The 19,153-nt window shown below is 66.1% G+C and carries 14 protein-coding genes and 1 pseudogene; 12 read left to right on the forward strand and 3 right to left on the reverse strand.

All coding sequences use genetic code 11. The features are described from left to right. The first annotated feature begins 63 nt into the window (after positions 1-63). From ACH4T9_RS18925 to ACH4T9_RS18955, 7 genes are all read left to right on the forward strand, one after another. Entirely contained in the window at positions 64-897 is an 834-nt protein-coding gene (locus ACH4T9_RS18925) for a hypothetical protein (RefSeq protein ID WP_396672143.1), read from the forward strand. Further along, entirely contained in the window at positions 897-1,190 is a 294-nt protein-coding gene (locus tag ACH4T9_RS18930; protein WP_396672142.1) for a hypothetical protein, read from the forward strand. The genes ACH4T9_RS18925 and ACH4T9_RS18930 overlap by 1 nt, the downstream gene beginning before the upstream one ends. Next, on the forward strand, positions 1,180-2,730 hold the full coding sequence (locus tag ACH4T9_RS18935; RefSeq protein WP_396672141.1) for a replication initiator: 1,551 nt from the start codon (positions 1,180-1,182) through the stop codon (positions 2,728-2,730). Before ACH4T9_RS18930 ends, ACH4T9_RS18935 begins: the two co-directional genes overlap by 11 nt. A gap of 67 nt (positions 2,731-2,797) precedes the next feature. Continuing rightward, positions 2,798-3,016, forward strand: a complete 219-nt coding sequence (locus tag ACH4T9_RS18940; protein WP_396672140.1) for a helix-turn-helix domain-containing protein — start codon at positions 2,798-2,800, stop codon at positions 3,014-3,016. Continuing rightward, entirely contained in the window at positions 3,013-4,146 is a 1,134-nt protein-coding gene (gene xerC / locus ACH4T9_RS18945; protein WP_396672139.1) for a tyrosine recombinase XerC, read from the forward strand. Before ACH4T9_RS18940 ends, xerC begins: the two co-directional genes overlap by 4 nt. A 436-nt stretch (positions 4,147-4,582) precedes the next feature. Next, positions 4,583-6,655 carry an ATP-dependent nuclease gene (locus ACH4T9_RS18950; protein WP_396672138.1) on the forward strand — a complete coding sequence of 691 codons (2,073 nt, stop codon included), beginning with the start codon at positions 4,583-4,585 and terminating at the stop codon, positions 6,653-6,655. Then, entirely contained in the window at positions 6,652-8,706 is a 2,055-nt protein-coding gene (locus ACH4T9_RS18955) for a UvrD-helicase domain-containing protein (protein ID WP_396672137.1), read from the forward strand. Before ACH4T9_RS18950 ends, ACH4T9_RS18955 begins: the two co-directional genes overlap by 4 nt. A 224-nt stretch (positions 8,707-8,930) precedes the next feature. Here the strand turns inward: ACH4T9_RS18955 and ACH4T9_RS18960 are convergent, their stop codons facing one another. Both ACH4T9_RS18960 and ACH4T9_RS18965 read right to left on the reverse strand, forming a co-directional pair. Continuing rightward, positions 8,931-9,515, reverse strand: a complete 585-nt coding sequence (locus ACH4T9_RS18960; RefSeq protein ID WP_396672136.1) for a hypothetical protein — start codon at positions 9,513-9,515, stop codon at positions 8,931-8,933. Positions 9,516-9,645: 130 nt separating this feature from the next. Next, positions 9,646-11,751 carry a hypothetical protein gene (locus tag ACH4T9_RS18965; RefSeq protein WP_396686841.1) on the reverse strand — a complete coding sequence of 702 codons (2,106 nt, stop codon included), beginning with the start codon at positions 11,749-11,751 and terminating at the stop codon, positions 9,646-9,648. Between the two features lie 105 nt (positions 11,752-11,856). On the opposite strand from ACH4T9_RS18965, the pseudogene ACH4T9_RS18970 reads away from it, so the two are divergent. Then, positions 11,857-13,025 (forward strand): annotated as a pseudogene (locus tag ACH4T9_RS18970) (IS3 family transposase). 259 nt (positions 13,026-13,284) lie between these two features. After that, positions 13,285-14,889: a hypothetical protein gene (locus ACH4T9_RS18975; protein ID WP_396672135.1), complete on the forward strand. Its 1,605-nt coding sequence runs from the start codon at positions 13,285-13,287 to the stop codon at positions 14,887-14,889. A 546-nt stretch (positions 14,890-15,435) separates the two neighbouring features. Here ACH4T9_RS18975 and ACH4T9_RS18980 read toward each other — a convergent pair. After that, positions 15,436-15,957, reverse strand: coding sequence for a hypothetical protein (locus tag ACH4T9_RS18980; protein ID WP_396672134.1), 522 nt, complete (start codon positions 15,955-15,957; stop codon positions 15,436-15,438). A gap of 168 nt (positions 15,958-16,125) precedes the next feature. On the opposite strand from ACH4T9_RS18980, the gene ACH4T9_RS18985 reads away from it, so the two are divergent. The 3 genes from ACH4T9_RS18985 to ACH4T9_RS18995 all read left to right on the forward strand — a co-directional run bounded on the left by ACH4T9_RS18985 (position 16,126) and on the right by ACH4T9_RS18995 (position 18,911). Further along, a complete protein-coding gene (locus tag ACH4T9_RS18985) occupies positions 16,126-16,314 on the forward strand; it encodes a hypothetical protein (protein WP_396686848.1) in 189 nt (62 codons plus the stop codon). Between the two features lie 376 nt (positions 16,315-16,690). Then, entirely contained in the window at positions 16,691-17,770 is a 1,080-nt protein-coding gene (locus ACH4T9_RS18990) for a hypothetical protein (RefSeq protein ID WP_396672133.1), read from the forward strand. A 79-nt stretch (positions 17,771-17,849) separates the two neighbouring features. Beyond that, entirely contained in the window at positions 17,850-18,911 is a 1,062-nt protein-coding gene (locus ACH4T9_RS18995) for a restriction endonuclease (protein ID WP_396672132.1), read from the forward strand. Positions 18,912-19,153: the final 242 nt, after the last annotated feature.

The raw sequence follows: 19,153 nt of genomic DNA on the forward strand, positions 1-19,153 counted from the left end.
TGTCGCGTCTCGGGTCTTCAGACGAACGCCCCGGCCCAGCCGTCTGTTAACCGGCTCCGGCCGGTGGCGTCGACCCCTGCGAAGACGTTCCACGACACTCCTGCTGGTGCTCACTCGCACCTGTCTCCCGCTGACCTCCAGTCCCACACCAAGCCCCGCACCGCTACCCGCTGCAACGAAAGGCTCCGCGAAACTCTGCTCTCGCTCGGCGAGTCACCGGCTGACTTCGCCTCCAAGCTCGGCGTCGACCCGAAGACCGTCGAGCGGTGGATCGGCAGCGCCGACCGCACCCCCTACCCTCGGATCGCCTACCAGGCGGCCCGCCTCCTGGACGTGGATGTCACCTACCTGTGGCCGCGTATCCACGGCACCCGCATCAGCAAAATCGACGGCACCGACGAACTGACCGCCTGCTGGCCCGGCCGCGCCGCCGTACCGCCCAACCTGTGGGCTCGGCTCCTCACCGACGCGCAGCAGCGCATCGTCATCATGGGCGACCTTGCCCTGTCCGACCACGTCCCCAACCTGCCCCGCCTCCTGGCCGACAAAGCCAGGCAGGGTGTTCACGTCCGGGTCATCGTCGCCGACCCGAACACCGCCACCGACGGCATCGACAAGATCCGCGCCATGCAGGCCGAAGCCGTCTACCTGCCCCTGGTCGAACACGGCATCTCCATCAGCCGCTACCCCGGCCCGATGGCCACCACGATCCTGATGGTCGACAACGACCTGATCATCCGCACGGGTATCGACGGCTGCCCCGCCGCGTTCGCCCCCGTCATCCATCTTCGCGCCCTGACCAATGGGCCGCTGTCCCGGCTCTACCTGACCAGCCTCGACAGCATCACCGAAAGCGCCATCCCGGTCCCGTCCGCCGCCATGCAGGCGGTGGCCTGATGACCACCACCCCAACCCCCACCGGTTACCGGTGGCGTCAACCCCGCCTTGTCCGAGGCTGGGAACCCGTCCAACTCATCGGCCGCTTGAAGATCCTCGCCGCTCGTGACGGTGTGAAGCTGCCCAAGACCTACCAACTCATCCGCGACATCTACCTGTGGGAGCACCACCGGGCCGACCTGCCCGCACCCGTGGCGTCCCTGCTCGGCCGGATCTTCGACGGACCCAACCCGTTCGCCACCGGCCCCATCACCCACCTCCCGATGAAGGCGGCCCGCACCCGTGGCCGCTGATCTGATGACCGCTGTCCCGGACCAGATCCGCTCTGGTCCGGGGCACCGGCCCGCCTCGTCGACCGGCTTTATTGGTCGGGATGAGTCCGCGTTCCACCGGGCCACCGACCCGAACGTCTTCGACTGGCTCGACCACGTCAAGGCAGCCGCGGGCTGCTCCCACCCCATCCGCCTCTCGGGCGAGGTTGCCACCGTCGACCGGGCTACCGGCCAACTCCTGTCCGTGTCTCGGACCGAGAACATGCCGGACGGGGAGATTTACAAGCCGTGTGGCAACCGCCGCCACGCCGTCTGCCCGTCGTGCGCCCGCACCTACCAACGCGACGCCTACCAACTGCTGCGCGCCGGACTCGCCGGCGGCAAGGGCGTCCCCGCGAGCGTGGCTGGGCATCCGGCGGTGTTCGTCACCTTCACCGCCCCGTCGTTCGGCACCGTGCACACCCGCGTCGTCAAGCAGCACACCTGCGGCAACCGCCGCCGCTGCGACTGCCGGCCCGAACCCTGCCACCCCCGCCGCGCCACCGACCCCACCGCCCGGCCCTGCGAACACGGGCAGCCGTCGGTCTGCTGGGCACGTCACGAGGAGACTGATCCTCGGCTGGGTCAACCGTTGTGTCTGGACTGCTACGACTACGACGCCCAGGTCGTGTGGAACCACTCCGCCCCGGAGTTGTGGCGCCGCACCACCATCGCCATCAACCGGCACCTGCGCACCCGCGCTCGGCAGCTCGGTCTGCCCTGGGTCGAGCAGGTCACCGCTTTCGGCCGGGTGCGTCGAATGCCGCCGGGCAAGCCGTCGTTTGGCAAGGTCGCTGAGATGCAACGCCGCGCCGTCGTGCATTACCACGCGATCGTCCGTCTCGATGGCATTCACCCCTACGACCCTGACGCCGTGATTCCACCCCCGGCAGGCTTTGGCGTTGACGACCTGGTCGCCGCCGTCGAACACGCCGCCGCCACCGTCGCCTTTACCACCCGCCCGCACCCGGCAGCTCCGTCAGGCTGGGGCATCGCGTGGGGCGAGCAGGTCGACGTCCGTCCGATCGCCGCTGACGGTGACATCACCGACGGGAAGGTCGCCGGGTACCTGGCGAAGTACGCCACCAAGTCCACGGAGGCCACCGGGCACGTGTCCCGCCGCCTCGACGGTGAGGCCATCGACCTCTACGCCAACCACCAGGGCAGCCACCCTGAACGGCTCATCGACGCCTGCTGGACCCTCGGCCGTAACCGCGACTGGCAACACCTCCGACGCTGGGCACACATGCTCGGCTTCGGCGGCCACTTCCTCACCAAAAGCCGCCGCTACTCCACCACCTTCCGCATCCTGCGCGACGCCCGCGTCATCTGGCGACGCACCGAAACCGGCCACGAATACGCCGACCAACCCGACGACGAAACGACCCTCATCGTCGGACTGCTCGCCTACGCCGGGTCCGGCTGGCGCACCACCGGAGACGCCCTGCTCGCCAACACCGCCGCCGCCATGGCCCGCGAGAGGCGCGAGGTAGCCCGCGAGGAGTTCGCCGCCATGGTCTGACCCACCCACGAGTCCACCGTCAAGACCGGCTTGACGGTCAACCACCGTTCCGAGAAGAGGTAGCCCATTGCCCACCACTTTGACCGCACCCGAGAGAAAGGCGCTCTACCGCATCCCCGAAGCCATGACCCTGCTCAGCCTGTCCCGCTCCGTGATCTACGAACAGATCCGCGCCGGCCGACTGCGCACCGTCCGACAAGGCCGCACCCGCCTCGTTCCCGATGCCGCGATCACCGCCTACGTCGACCTGCTCGAACAGGAAGCCCAGAAGGGAGGCACCCGATGACCACCCGCCGCGCCCGAGGAGAAGGCGGCCTGCACTGGGACGAATCCCGGCAACGCTGGATCGCCACCATCACCGTCGGCTACACCCCAGCCGGCAAACGCATCGTGCGCAAAGGCAGCGGCAAAACCAAGACCGAAGCCCGCGCCAAACTGCGGGAGAAGATCCGCGACTACGAAGACGGCCTCGCCCTGGTCCAGGACGGACACACCGTGGCCGACGCTCTCATCGACTGGCTCACCTACGCTCTGAGCAACCAGTCCGAGAGCACGAAGGCCAACTACACCATCCTTGTACGCTCCCACATCATCAGCGACCTCGGCGCGAGGAAGCTACGGGATCTCAGCGCGACCGATGTCGACCGCTGGCTCATGGGCAAAGTCCAACGACTGAGCACCCGTACCCTGCGGCTACTCCACTCGCTGCTCAACCGCGCCGTCAATCGAGCCATGGCACGAGACAGGGTAAAGCGCAACGTTGTGGCACTCTGCGAGGTGCCCACAGGTCGCGGCGGCCGTCCCTCGAAGTCGCTGACGCTCGACCATGCCAAGGCGCTTCTAATCGCTGCCGAGAGCAGCTCGTTGCACGCCTACATCGTCGTCTCACTGCTGACCGGCGCTCGCACCGAGGAACTGCGAGCCCTCACCTGGTCACATGTCGACCTTGCCGGTAAGCCGGACTACGATCCCCCGGTGCCGCCATCCATTCAGGTCTGGCGCTCGGTCCGCGCCGATGGAGACACCAAGACCAAGAAGTCGCGTCGCACCCTGGCTCTGCCGGCTCGGTGCGTCACCGCGCTCACCACCCACCACGAGCGCCAGGACCAGCCTGCCGCTGACCGCCTCGTCTTCGCCTCTGCCGCTGGCACGGCCCTCGACCGGCACAACGTGCTTCGGGCCTTCCGCCCCGTCGTCGCCAAAGCGGGCCTCGACCCGCGCGACTGGACTCCCCGCGAACTGCGGCACAGCTTCGTGTCCCTATTGTCGGACAGCGGCATGAGCCTTGAACAGATCGCGGACCTCTGCGGCCACTCCGGTACGACGGTCACCGAGAGTGTCTACCGGCACCAACTACGGCCGGTGCTCCTAAGCGGCGCAGTCGCCATGGACCGGATCTTCGACGCTGAGGCGTAGTCACCCAGTTAGTCACCCAGGTACGACAAAGGGGCCGTCTCGATCTTACGAGATGGCCCCTCACCTGCGTCGGGACGGCCGGATTCGAACCGACGACCCCTTGACCCCCAGAGATCCAGCCGATCTATCGGCACCTGCCAGACGATGCCAAACCGTGACGGATGTGCAGGTCAATGGCCAGGTGACTCCCGATCTCTGCCGGCCCGTCCCCGACCGTCCGTGAGACGGTTGTGAGAGATTCCGGTGGGTGAGGGCGCTGGGCAGCAACGTCCAGCGCCCTCAGGCCAGCAGGGTCGATCAGTCGCCGACGGCCCACAGACTGAGCCCTCTCGCTCACAGTGGGATGCCACTATCCCGAAACGAAGATCATCCGTGGCAGATACTCTGATCGGCGCAATGGCGCTGCCCTCGATCTCGTCGTGCGGGGAAGTGAAGGATGTACATCGAGACGCTTGTGCTGGAGAACTTCAAGTGCTTCGGGCCGGGCCGCACCACGATCGACCTGGGGCCGGACCTGACCGCATTCATCGGTACCAACGGCAGCGGGAAGACCGCTGCCTGCGAGGCGCTGCTGCGGCTGTTCGGGATCACCGGCCGGGAACGTGCCGTACGCGTAGATGATTTCCACGTCCCCGTCAACGAGTCCGAAGCTGCCACCAGCCGCGATTTGACGATCGAGGTGGTGCTCGCCTTCCCGGAGCTCGATGAGGACGATCAACAGACCGACGATACGGATGCCGGGGCCGACGAGGTAACCGATCTTCAGGAGGGCGTCAACAGAGAACTCGCCGACGACGAGGAGAGCCACGACGAGGATCCCGGCCAGGTAGAGGGCGGCCGAACCTCAGAACCTGCGACCGTCGGCAGGCGGGCGGTTCCGGAATTCTTCTCGCGGATGGCTGCCGATGACAACGGCGAGTTGAAGGTCCGCATCGTCCTGAAGGCCACATGGGAAGATGACGGCACCGTGGACGGCACGATCACGGAGACTCGTATCGTCGTGAGCACGTTGGCCGAAGACTACGGTGAGGATGACTACGCACCGCTTCCTCCGGCGGAACGCAGCCGTATCCAGATGATCTACATCCCGGCGTCGCGTGACGGCGCCCGCCAGATGACCGCGTTCCTGGGCAGCAGGCTGTGGCGGGCCGCGCAATGGTCGGCCGAGCTGCGGACCATGGTAGGGAAGCACGCCGCGGAGGTAGCGCAGCAGTTCACAGCCGAGCCGGTCGTAAAGGCTGTCGTGGACGCGCTGGGATCGCGGTGGCGCCAGCTGCACGATGCGGGGACGCACGCGGTCCCGAAACTGCGCCTGCTTGACGACGATTTCGATCAGCTCGTCCGTGACACTGAGCTGGTTTTCGAACCGGATCCGACCGGACGCGCCCGGCCCGCTCGCCTGCTCAGCGACGGGCAACGGTCGCTGCTGCACCTCGGGCTGACGGCAACCGCTTTGGACGTCGAAGCCGCAGTCTGTGACCGCGCCCACGGGGCGGACTTCACGCTGGATGCGTCTCAGCTGCCGAACCTGACGCTGGTCGGCGTTGAGGAGCCGGAGAACAGCGTGTCGCCGTTCTTCCTGTCTCGAATTGTCAGCCAGCTGCAGGACCTTGCCGCCGGCGGAGCGGCCCAGGCCATCCTGTCGAGCCACTCCGCCAGCGTGCTGACCCGCATCGAACCGGAAGACCTGCGCTACTTCCGCAACGACCCGACCGCGGCCACATCATCGGTACGCCCGATCACGCTCCCCCCGGACGACACCGAAGCCGGCAAGTACATTCGCGAGGCGGTACGCGCACACCCCGAGCTGTACTTCGCCAAGTTCGTCGTGCTCGGCGAGGGCGACACCGAACAGCTAGTCATCCCCCGCATCGCCCAGGCCCAAGGCGTCGACCTCGACCCCTCCTTCGTCGCGCTAGTGCCGCTCGGCGGCCGGCACACCAACCACATGTGGAAGCTGCTCAACGACCTGGGCATCCCGCACGCGACGCTGCTGGACCTCGACTACGGCCGCACCGGCGCAGGCCCGGCCCGGCTGCGCGACGCCTGCAACCGGCTCCTCGCCAACGGCATCGATCCACTCGCCGGCCTGGACGACTACGCCGACATCGATGACATTGACGACGGCCTGAAACTCACCGAACTGTGGCCGATCATCAAGCACCTGCGCACATTCGGAATCTTTTATGCCAAGCCGCTCGATCTCGACTACATCATGCTGGCCAAGTTCCATGCGGCATACACGAAGCTCGAACCCGGCGAGACCGGACCGCACCCGAGCGACGCGCTGGCCCGCGTCATCGGCGACGAGAGCAGCGACGAGGCATTCTGGCAACAACCGCATCGTGCCCCGCGCCTGCGCTGGTACCGCTACCTCTTCCTGACCCACTCGAAGCCGAGCAGCCATCTGCGGGCACTAGGCCGCCTCACCGACGAACAGTTGCGTGACGGCGCCCCGGAGGTCCTCACCGCCCTGATCAGACACATTCGCCGCCGGGTCGGCCTATGAGCCGACCCGACGCCGACGACGCCGGCGAGGCGAGCACGCCGACGACGACGCGGCCTACTGTGCTGATCCCGGCCGCCGACTGGCGGCCGAGCGGGATCGATGACCTGGAACCGGCCGCCTGGCGAGCGCTGTACCACGAAGGAAACACCGCAGTGGTCGCCGGGCCCGGTGCCGGCAAGAGCGAGTTCCTCGCCCAGAAAGCCGCCTACCTGCTGCAGACGGGCAGCTGCCCGTGGCCGCAGCGCATCCTGGCGATCTCGTTCAAGCGTGACGCCGCCGCCAATCTGCGCCGGCGGGTCGCTGCCCGTGTTCCCGAACACGCCGACCGCTTCGTGTCCATGACCTTCGACGCGTTCACCAAAGGCCTAGTCGACCGGTTCGCCTCCGCGTTGCCCGACAGATGGCGGATGCCGCACGGGTACGAGATCTCTTATGCCTCCGAACGTCAGGTCGAGGCATTCTTTGGCGACATCATCCCGGCTGCTCCGCGACCGATACGTCTCCAGGTTGCCCAGCTGCACGCGAGCAGTTTTATCGCCGACACCGTCGGCAGCTGGGACCTGCCGGTCACAGCGCCGGACGCCGACCCGGACGACGCCGCCGCGTATGCGGCGCTGCAGTGGTGGCGCCTACGCTACTTCGGGCGCGGCCCGGCAAGGGTGGATTTCGTCATGCTCAACCGGCTGGCCGAACTGCTCGTCCGGTGCGTGCCGAAGCTGCGGCGGGCACTGCGCATGACCTATCCGCATGTGTTTGTCGACGAATTCCAGGACACCACCAGCGCCCAGTTCTCGTTCCTCGTCTCGGTGTTCGCCGGCGGTCCCACGGCCACTGCGGTCGGCGACAGCAAACAGCGCATCATGGGCTGGGCCGGCGCGCTACCCAAGGCCCTCGATCGGTTCGCCGAAGCTTTCGACGCGACCACTCACCCGCTGAGGTGGAACTTCCGGTCTACCAAAGCCCTGGTCGACGTACAGCACGTCATCGCCACCAAACTCGACCCCAACGCGGTACCGGTGATGTCGAAGGCCGACAACGACATCGACGGCAACCCCGCCGAAGTGTGGACCTTCTCCAGCCTCGACCGGGAGACCGCCGTCATCGCGGACTGGATCGCCGGTGACATCGCTGCCTCTGGCCGGGCACCGGCGGACTTCGCCCTGCTGGCCCGGCAGAAGATCGCCGACTTCGAGACCCGGTTCCGTACGCAGCTGTCCCGCCACGGCATCAACGTGCGCAACGACGACGCTCTGGTCGCCACGATGCGTTTGCAGGATCTACTGAAACACGAGATCGCCCGCCTGCTGCTTGGCCTGCTACGGCTGGCCGACCAGTCACGGGGACTACCCAAGGTGTGGCGCGAGGTGCTGGCGACCCTGACCCGGATCCACGGCGCCGAGGGCGACACCACGGCGCAACGGCGCGTCGGTGACGACTTGTCCACGTTGATCGTCGGCCTGCGAGCCTGGCTCAGGGCCCATCCACCAGAACAGACTGCTGCCGACGACGTGGCCAGCTTCCTGCTCGGCATGCTCGACGTGGCCGCGCTGCGCCGATACGTCAAGTCGGCAACGCCGGGCGAGCAACTGCACCTCGTCACCGACGCATTCCAGGCCCGGCTTGCTACCGTGATCTCGACGAGCACCAACTGGACTGATGCGGCCGATCAGTTCGAGTGCTCCGACGCGGTCGTCCTGTTGACCGCCCACCGTGCCAAGGGCCTGGAATACCACACCGTGTTCTTCCTTGGCCTCGATGACCAACAATGGTGGGCACACGCTCGAGATCCCATCGAATCGACCTCCACCTTCTTCGTAGGGCTGTCCCGCGCTGCCCAGCGGATCATCTTCACGACCACCAGCCCGTACGCCCGACACGGGCGCATCGCCGAGTTCTTCGCCATGCTCGACGACGCGGGCGTGCCTGAGATCAATCGAGACCGAGATTCGGGAATGGCAATCCCTGGAGCCAATCACGGAAATATCAGCTGCGGCCTGCCAACGACTGCGCCAGTCGGGGCGTACCGCTTGAGGGCAGAGCCGACGCCCTAGAAAACGGAGCGCACTCGTCTACCCGCTCTCAGCGCACCTCAGCGTTAACGCCTTGAAGTCGACGGCATCAATATTGTCTGCGTCGTGATGCAGGACCGAAGGCAGCGGATTTCTTTTACTGATTAAGTTGGCGGATCGTACCCGTTCATTTCGGTCACGGACCTCCTCCACGGGCTGCGACAGTAGCCCACTTCTACTGACGTCAGGCCTGACACTGTCGGCCACTATTTCTGTGTTGCGATGTCAGGCTGCGGGAGCGATTCCGGACACGTCTTGCATTTTTTCTTGTGGCGCTCGTCTAGAAGGCCCGCCGCGCGCACAGTTTCACGAGCCAACACCCGTGCAGCATCGGTCGCGGCACGAGATGAAAATAGATACTCCCTTGGCCCAAATTTCTCGCTTACCTTCACCACGATGATATGGCTGCCATCGCCACCACCCTGACTTGCCGAAACCTCGATACCACTTGGTACGTCTAAGATCAGTGGAGGTTGTCCCTTGCCTCGCTGGGCATGTCCATCGCCCACCACATAGGCGTCGAAATGCTCGAACCGATCCCTCAGCTCCTTGAGTGTTGGTTGCGAGGCCACGAACGTACTAACGGCCGCACTGCCCTTCCCGCACACCTTCTCAGCGCCGCGCTGGACATTGCGGATGGCGTCGACAAGAACTAGCGAAAGGGCGTCGCGGGTGCCAATGGAGGTCGCGATCATCTCATCGTCCCAGATCGACTCCAGTTGCTGAGACAGGTGGACGGCAGCAGCTGCCCACATGTGCGTCCACCTTGCGACTTCGTCTTTGTGTGTCACCTGTTGTCCTTAGCGCGTCAGGGGCATGTAGGGTACATGCCTGCTCTGGTGCATCGGCACCGACACGGCACGCGATGTCGAGATCGGTTAGTCACGGATTACGTTTCCCATCCGCGCGGTGTTTCGGTACCTAACGCCAGGTCTCCGCATCGGTGGCGATCTCTGGAATCAGAGAAGCTGCCACAGCATGTGGATTGTCGACTCCGCGATCGCGCAGCGCACCGACCAGCGAATGGTAGACAAAGCGTGGCGTCGGAGCGACGCCGTCGACCGTTACCTCGACGAGCTGACCAAAATAGTTGTGGGGTGCTGGCACGCCGCCCTCGTGAACTGCATCGAGTGCGGCAACGACGACCTGCTGGTACCGCTGTGTGCGTTGTCCTGCAGGACAGTCCAGGGCGCCCTGCAGCGCGTACTTCGTGACGAGGACGAGGTTGTCCCCTGATACCTGGGCAGCCTTGAGCGCTACGGAACGCCAGACGGTGATGCCGTGGTCGTCGGCGCGCTTCCACCACTGGTTGCGGCTGATGTTGAGCAGTCCGGCGCCTTGCCACTCACCGTCGGTTTCGACGGACGCGAGGTCGTCGCCGCTGAGCGGAAGGTCGACGACGTACTCGGCCGCGAGCAGACGGGTCATCTCGACCGCTTGGTCCATCGGGCACCCGGCCGCGGCGACCAGGTCGGTGGTTCCGAAGGTGGGGACCCCTCGTGCGCGAGCGGTCTGGCGCAGCGCGACGTCGTCGGCATATAGAGCCAGTCCGAGGCGGTGGGCCAGTTCAACGGCATCGTGGGCTGGACCGCGGCTGGACTCGACGTCGTGATGGGTCAACCGTGTGGTGATCCGTTCGAGGTCCATCGCTTGGGCACGTAGCGTGGCACGGCGCGCGGCGGGGATCTCCTCGCGGCGCAGTTTTCCGTTGTACACGCCGAAGACGACGTTGGTGGCGGTGGTGGCCCACACGCTATCGCGAGTGCGTATGGCGTCGGCGGCGGCGCTGGCTGGTACGTGCAGATGCGCGAAGCGGATCCGCAGCAGCTCACCTTGGCGGCCGAGTAGTTGCTGCACATACAAGGCCGACTGGTCCACTACGACCGTGCGCTGGTCGAGGGCCTGGCGCGCGGTCGCCTCTCCGACGGCGGCGATTCCCGGCTCGGGGTCGGTGGCCACCGTCATGCCGGCCGTACGCAGCAACAACATCTTGCCGTACGGGCTACCCGCCAGCGACGCCAGCGCGGCGAGGGGCTGTCGACCCTGTTGCACCTGTCGACGGAGTTCTTCCAGTCGCTGGTAGCCGATCTGGCCAAGCCGCTCGGCCATAATGTTGTGGGTAAGCGTGTCCGGGTCCGCGCCGTCGTACACCGTGTCCGACAGCGCCCGGATCCGGTCGAGCAGCGGCTGTGGCCACTCCGGTGCGCCGTCTCTTTGACGGCGGTACTGCTCTCGGCGCAGCAACGCGGTGAGCCCTGCGGCGATGCCGGGCGCCTCCCGGTACCGCTCGGCAAGGTCTGCCGCGATATCGGCGTCCTGGTCGGTGAGGTCGAGGCCCATGTGTAGTTGGCCCCAGAGCCGCGCCTGCTGCTCGGTTTCCGGGGCGGGGCAGTACTGACCCAGGGCCTCCCGCGCTGCCGGGACATTGTGTGTGGCGTGCAGTGCCTGGACCAGGCTCCAGGCCAGGTAGGCATCGGAGCGTTCCCGTAGTCCTGCCCGGCATACTCGGATGAGGCGGTTCCAGCCTTGGCGCTCCCGGAGGTGGTGAACGAGCTGGCGGCGCAGGCGAGCGCGGGTGTCGCCCGACAGGCGCGAGTCGGCCAGTAGATCGGCGACGAGAGACGGCGTGTCGTCAACGCCGCCAGATGTCCATAGGGCCTCTGGGATGACCTCGGCGAGCAGGGCGTCGTGCCACCGGTTGTACTGCTGCAGCCATTCCTGCGCCGCCGCTGCGCCGCCGTAGTGCCGGTCGAGCAGCATGACCAGGTGCACTGCGGCGAGGACGCGGTCCTGTGCCATGTCGCGTAATACCGGTAGCGCCCCGTCAGGGTCGCCCATCGCGGCTTGGGCGACGACCTCGGCCAGGCAATACGTCCACTCGGGAGTGATTGATCGGGCGAGCAGGTCGTCGGCCTCCGCGATCGGCCAGACACCGAGTTCAGCCAGGCGCAGGATGCATGACGCGCGGCTGCGATCGTCGCCGGCGGTACTGAGTGCGTACCGCCAAGCCTGCTGTCGCTGCTCCAAATCGCCACCGTGTAGCTCAAGCTCCTGGGCGGTCAGCGGGTCTGCTGCACCGGTAGGTGACATCTGAGATGGCTTGCCCTGGTGGCGGGCTGGAAGGATGTCGCTGTGCCCAAGCCCTACCCCCGAGAGTTCCGCGATGACGTCGTGCGGGTGGCCCGTGACCGGGGATCCTGGCGTGACGGTCGAGCAGATCGCGAAGGACTTCGGAGTCCACCCGATGACGTTGTTCAAGTGGTTGCGCCAGGCCGACGTTGACGCGGGAACCAGACCGGGCGTCAGCGGCAGCGAGTCAGCCGAGCTGCGCGAGGCCCGCAAACGGATCAAGCTCCTCGAACAGGAGAACGAGGTCCTGCGCCGGGCCGCTGCCTACCTGTCACAGGCGAACCTGCCGGAAAAGGCTCTACCCGCTCGTGAACGAGCTGGCCGCCGACGGGATCCCCGTCGCGGTGACGTGCCGGGTGTTGAACATCGCTCGTCAGCCCTACTACCGGTGGCTCGCCCAGCCCGTGGGCGACGCCGAACTCGTTGCCGCCTACCGGGCGAACGCCCTCGTGGACGCCCACCGCAATGACCCGGAGTTCGGGTACCGGTTCCTGGTCGATGAGGCCCGCGCCGCCGGGCAGGCGATGGCTGATCGCACCGCGTGGCGGATCTGCTCGGGTAACGGCTGGTGGAGTGCCTTCGGCAAACGCAAGAGGCGCGGCAAGGGTGGCAAGGTCGGTCCGCCGGTGCACGACGACCTGGTCCAGCGGGACTTCACCGCCGACGGCCCGAACCGGTTGTGGCTGGCCGACATCACCGAACACCGCACCGCCGAGGGCAAGCTCTACCTGTGCGCGGTCAAGGACGTGTGGTCGAGGAGGATCGTCGGCTACTCCATCGACTCACGGATGAAGTCCCGGCTGGCCGCCACCGCGTTACACAACGCCGTAGCCCGACGCGGCCCGGTGCCCGGCTGCGTGCTACACACCGACCGCGGGTCCCAGTTTCGCAGCCGGAAACTCATCCGCGCCCTCAACCAGCATCACACGACCGGGTCGATGGGCAGAGTCGGTGCCGCCGGCGACAACGCCGCCGTGGAATCGTTCTTCGGCCTGCTGCAGAACAACGTCCTCGACCGGCGAACCTGGACCACCCGCCAGCAACTCAGGACCGCGATCGTGACCTGGATCGAACGGACCTACCACCGCCGCAGACGACAGCGATCCCTGTCCCGGTTGACCCCTATCGAGTACGAGACCATCATGACCCCACCGGCCAGTCAGGCCGCGTGACTGAAACTGTCACCTACCGGTGCAGCAGACCCCTCTGTGTAGGTACCGCAATGTATTCGGCTCGTGTTCCCGTCTGGCAAATCTATAGGTGGCTCATCCGGTAGTCGGATCCGGAGTTCGCCGTGAAGCATCGCCAGACGGTCAGACGCCACCCCGAGGAATGGACACTTGCCGGACAGCATATCCGGTCACCGCAGCACCTGGGTGCCAGGGTTGCGTGAGACCAATGCTTCACAGGTGTAGCCCGCCCCGGGCGAAGATGATCGATCACGTTGACGCCCAACACGCTGGACCCATCGGTCGGAACCAGTCCACCGCGGCGGACCTCGTCGACATCGACGAGACGGCCGGCGGCGACCGCCACGAGATCGCCCCAAGAAACGAGACTTCACACACGACGGTCAACTCCTGCGATCATGCAGGGATGTTGCCGCCGCCGGGAGCCTCGGGAAGCCCCATCGCCGCCAAGGACTCGTTCGACGTCCCGGTCTTCATACGCTGGTCAGGCCCGGATCTTAAACCGGCACGTCGACCTATGCCCTCGCGGGTTGCCAGCGTATGGCATCCTTGGCCAGGCCATGGGTCGCAAATCCCGGCCAGCGGCGATTACCTCGTCACCACAACTTGGCGGGATGTTCTCGACGCGGCGCTGTCGGTGGGCAGGGATCCGACAGCATGGCTCACCGCCGTACCGGCACTTGCCTGGTCCGAGATCGTGGCTCGCAGATCGCCGCTGGTCGCTTATCTGTGTCGCAGCGAGATTCTGTCCGCAGGTACGCTTGCCCGGCACATCGTCGAACCGAACGTTATCTACACAAGCGGTACGGAGGACACAGCCCAGTCCGCGTTCGGATATCGCATCGGGATGACGATGGCAGAGTGGGCCTGCCGTGGACTGATGGGCCTGGGGCCGACGCTACACGCGGAGGCTCGGGCCCCAGTCGGGCATGGACCTGCGTGGACCCCGTCGCTCGGCCTGCCAGACCTCATCGGATATCACCCCGCGACCGGGCTCCCCTGGATCGTCGAGGCTAAAGGAGGACGCCGGCTCGGTCTACCTCGTCTACGCGAAGGCGCGGCGCAGCTCTGCCGGCCCGACCTGATGACGGGGCCGCACGTCAAAGTCCTGTGCGGCACCAGCCTCACCGATCGATTGTTCATGACAATCGACGTCGAGAATCATGACCCAGGGATGTCCCCATGGCCGGGGCAGGCCGAGGCCGCAGAGACCGATCGAATTCTCGTGCTGGCGCAGTCACGCATGTTGACATACTTTTCGCTGCGGGCGTTGCCGACGGATTCACTTCGGGTTCTTCCGATCGGACCGGGTGTCGAGGATCGGCGCAGCCGGCGCGGCAGCGCCGCAACGGTCACGCTCCTCGAGGACGACGAGTCCACACAGGTGGAGCGTCAGCGAGCCCGCCAAGATCCGAGCTATTTACAACGACCTGGCGAGCATCGGCTCGACATGCTCACCGGCGCCGTACCCGGCACCGACCTCGTCCTCGGCATGTCCCGGCGCTTGTACGCTGCGTGCGAAGAACTCGCGCTGCAACAGGAGCAGATCGCGGTGATGGTGGACCAGGAAATTCCGCGCCCACGCCGCGACCAGGCTGACGATGTCGCTGATCAGATCAATGCCGCACGGAGGCAGCTGCTCTACCAGGAGGTGGGCAGGTCCGAGGCACGATACCGTACGCGCGAAGCGTTCGAATCGGCGCAGAGCCGCAACTGGTGGTCGCTGATCGACCGTCCAGCGCGACTCACCCCAGAACCGGAACAGAATGTACTGGAAGCGGCGACCGAGGACACCTACCTGGCCTTGGACGCGCGAACAGCCGAGCTAGCGATGCCGCGCCGATGACGAGCGGGTCATGAGCTTGTCGGGCGTCGCGCCTGCGGCGTTTTGTGGTCAGACACACCGTACGGGGTCGCTGTCGACTTGGCATGCGCCAGCGCGGGCGTCAAGTGCTCGGCCTCTCGTCTCTACCGTAAGACCGGGAACCGCTCGCGCCTTATCAACTCTCGATGCCAGTCAGGCTGCGTTGGCTTTCAGGATGTCGTCGACCTCGTACTGGGGAAGATGTCGACTCGCAGCCGTCAGCCCGGGTGACTGCCCTTCAGGGGCAGACCGACAATGCGATAGGACGACTCATCCTGGTACTTGCAGCGGCGAGCACACCGACGCGGTCATGGGCCGCAGGCACCCGAAGCTTGCCATGATCCCTCCCGGTGGAGATCGCCATGCTCCTCCAACGCATCGATACGGCTCAGCCCACTGACCCAATGCGGTCAGGGGTGTGCTCGACCCATGAAGCAGGGTCAGGACGGGCACCAACCTGCTCCCCACTTGGGTGGAGTTGCGCGGTGTCGGGCTCGAGGTCGTGGCGATCGTCGGGCGGCGGTGCGGCTATGCCGGACGGAATGGGTCGGGGCGCTTCACATCAGTGAGCACAGACTGATCGTCGCTTAACCACTCCCACGTCGGCGTGCGGCCCAGGTTCAGGAACACAGCGTATTGATAACCGTGCTCGTCAAGGTACGCCTGCAGTTTCTTGCGGTCGTAGTCCGCATCGGTGCCGGGGCAGTCGGGCTTCTTCGCCTCGACAACCAGCAGGTTTGACTCGCGCCCGCGCAGGCCGCGGCGGTGCACGATCAGATCGGGTAGAACCGAGCGGGCTCTGTCCTTTTCGCTTCGGCGGAGACTCCACGCCTTCTTGGGTGTACCTTGGTCACCTTGCCGGTTATACTCGACATCCACGTGCCATTCCGGGCCGAGATGCGCTTCGATACCCATCGCCAAGTAGTGACCAATCCGGAACATAACCGAACGTTCGCTGGAGTGATAATCGAATAGCTCCCCGTCACCCGTGACGGTGCGCCAGATTACGCAGCTGAGCCAGTTCTCGAGCTGCGCCCGGGACATCTCCATAGGCTTGGAGCCTAGGGCAGCGGGCCAGCCCGCCGCTGCCCTCCTGACAGCGGGCGACAACGCGGCGGTTTCACACGTACCGGCTGCACAGAGACCCCCGCGTACCGCGTCGGTTGAGGATCGCCGCCCATCTTCGCCGGGCTCTGGGTCGCCAGCCCCATCGACCTGATCCCCGAGTTCGTCCCGGTCATCGGCCCGCTCGACGACATCGTGGGCGTAGCCTTGTACCTCCGCTACCCCGGACGCCAAGTGCCGCGTGACGTACTGCTGGGCGCCTGGCTCGGCGAACCCCGTCTGATCGATCGCCAGCTCGGTAAGCCCGCGAAACCGCAGCTGGAGCCCGAGCGCTCAACCTGATGTGCCGGGTGAAACGGGCTGACGGTCGGGCCGCCCCCGCAGCGTCAGCGCCCGACGCGCACGCGGGACGACCCGCCCGCCTATCAATTGGGCAGGTCAGCCGCGATTGCCAGGCGTTCCCGAGGGGGCAGTTTGAGGATGTATTGCGCCGGGGGCAGCGGGTGTCGCTGCTGTATTAGGGCTCGTCGGACCCGAGTGGGCCAAGTTAGTGCACTGTGCCCCTGGTGGATGCGGTCGAGGGATTGATGGAGGTCGTCGGCGATGGGGTCGGCCCCAGTGACGTTGTGGGTGCAGGTCTGATCGCGCTGAGTCTCCTGCCATCGGCCGACGCCGCGCGGGGACACCCGGCATCCGAGGTGATTGATAGCGTCGACCGGTGGCTGCAATCTGGCAAGAGGAAAATCCGGGCGGGGCGTGGCGGCTGCTGACGACGAGCGGTTATCCGGCGGAGGCTTCGCTGCACGATTTAGTTCAACAGGCGCCGCAGATGTTACCGCTGGCGGGTGCCCCGCAGATCACCGTGCTCGGTAGAGAGGTTGCGCTGGGTAGCGGTCGTGTAGACCTGCTCGCCGTGGAGTCGTCCGGACGTTTGGTGATCATTGAGGTGAAGCTGGCTACGAACAGTGAGGCCCGGCGGGCCGTAGTAGCACAGGTGCTGTCCTACGCCGCGTACCTCCAGGGCTTCCAACCTACCCAACTCGAAACGGACGTGTTGGCTCGCCACCTGGCCGATCGTGGTGCCGATACCATCCTCGCTGCGGTCGAGGCCGACGACCAGCAACATGCCATCGAGCCACATGCCTTCAACGACGGGTTGACCGAGTGCCTCCGCGAGGGCAGCTTCCGGCTAGTCCTGGTGCTCGACGACGCCCCGCCCGAACTGACCCAGACCTCCGGCTATCTTCAGTCCCTGACCGACCGCATCCAGATCGACCTGATCACTGTCGCCGCCTACGAGGTCAACGGCTCCCGGATCCTGGTACCCCAGCGCGTCGAACCCGCCCGCCGGGTAGGCCAGCTATCCCAGGCTGACGCCAACGCCCGGCAAAGCAGCTCGCTAGTCCCCGGCGCTGCTGACTTCCGCGCCGCCATCGCTCAAGCACCGGTCAGCCAGCGTGAGCTGCTAACCCGGCTAACCGACTGGGCCGAGCATCTCCGCCAGCAGAAACTGGTCGCGTTGCAGACCTACCACGGCAAGGCCGGCATCACCACCCTGCTGCCCCGCCTGCCCGGCCAAGGTGGCCTGGTGAGCATCTACACCGACCCCAAAGCCGCCTACCTGCAATTTTGGCGAAGCGCCTTCGAACGCCGAGCCCCCAACACCCTGCCGAGGGTGGAGGCCACGCTCGGGGCCCTTATCAAACAGGGCAACTCCACTCGGGACGTCAGCCAGGACCTACTGGACACCCTCACCGACGCCTACCGCGAAGCCAACCCGCAGCCTGCGGCCGGCTAACCTGCCTGCCCGCTGCCTCGACGCCCCGACACCCCACCTCCGTCTACGGCGCCCGTCCAGGTTCAAGGACAATGAGCGCATGACCAATGCGTGGGTGATCCGGTCGGGACGCTACGGCGAGCGGGACCAGTGGGCACTCACCACTGGCTTCTCAGGTGGCGGATGGCAGACCGTCCCGGACCTCACCTCCTGCACGAGCCGAGAGGACATCGCCAAAGTGATGTCCTCCGTCGTCCCCGGGGCCTCGGAAGGCAAAATCAACAACTTCACCGGACAGCTGTGGGCATTGCGACACCGCATCCAGCCCGGCGACCTGCTCATCATGCCGCTGAAGACCACCAAGCAAATCGCGCTCGGCCGGGTAACCAGCCCCTACCAGTACCGCGCCGGCGAGCCGGAACCCGACCGGCGCCATGTGGTTCGTGTCGACTGGGTTCGCACCGATCTGCCACGCTCCGCAGTCAAACAGGACCTCTTGTTCACCCTCGGCAGCGCAATGTCAATCTTCGCGCCGAGCAAGAACAACGCGGTCGCCCGCCTTGAACACCTCCTCGCACACGGAACCGATCCCGGCAACACCACACTGACCGGCATCACGCCAAGAACGGCAGCAGCCAGCGACGCCACGGCCCAAGCCGACGTCGACGAGCCGGAACTGGCCGCCGACATCGAACAAGTCGCTCTCGACCAGATCTCTGCTCGCATCGCGGAGGACTTCGCCGGACACGGCCTGGCCACCCTGATCACCGCGATCCTGACCGCCGAAGGATTCCACTGCACCCAGGCGCCACCAGGTCCTGACGGAGGCATCGACATCACCGCCGGCCGCGGTCCACTCGGCCTCGACAGCCCCCGCCTGCTCGCCCAGGTCAAGTCCGGCGCTCAAATCGGCTCCCCCATCGTCACGCAACTCCACGGCGTCATGACCACCCACGGCGCCGACCAAGGATTGCTCGTCGCCTGGGGAGGACTGTCCAAACCGGCGCGCGACGCGCTGAAGAACCAGCATCTCCGGGTACGGGTATGGGAAGCCACAGACGTCGTCGACGCCGTGCTACGCACCTACGACCGACTCCCGGAGGAGATCCGAACCCAGCTGCCACTACGACGCGTATGGATGCTCGCCGATGGCGGTCTGTGAGAATCTCGACCGCCAGCCCCCTGGGACACAGCAGCTTCCAGAGCTCGGTTGGGTGGCCGGTGGCGATCCGGGCCTCCGGGGCGTAGCCTGAGTACACGCGTCCCTTCGCCGCCCAAGACGCATGTCTCGGCAGCCATGTTTCCTGCTCAGGGGCAGCCGGTCACTCCTTTCAACGAAGAGATTCGAACCGACGAGAACCTCGTGTCGAGCATCCTTCGTCCCTTGTCATTCGTTGTCAGAGG

The organism is Micromonospora sp. NPDC020750 (genome assembly GCF_044334565.1).
In the GTDB taxonomy this organism is placed as follows: domain Bacteria; phylum Actinomycetota; class Actinomycetes; order Mycobacteriales; family Micromonosporaceae; genus Micromonospora.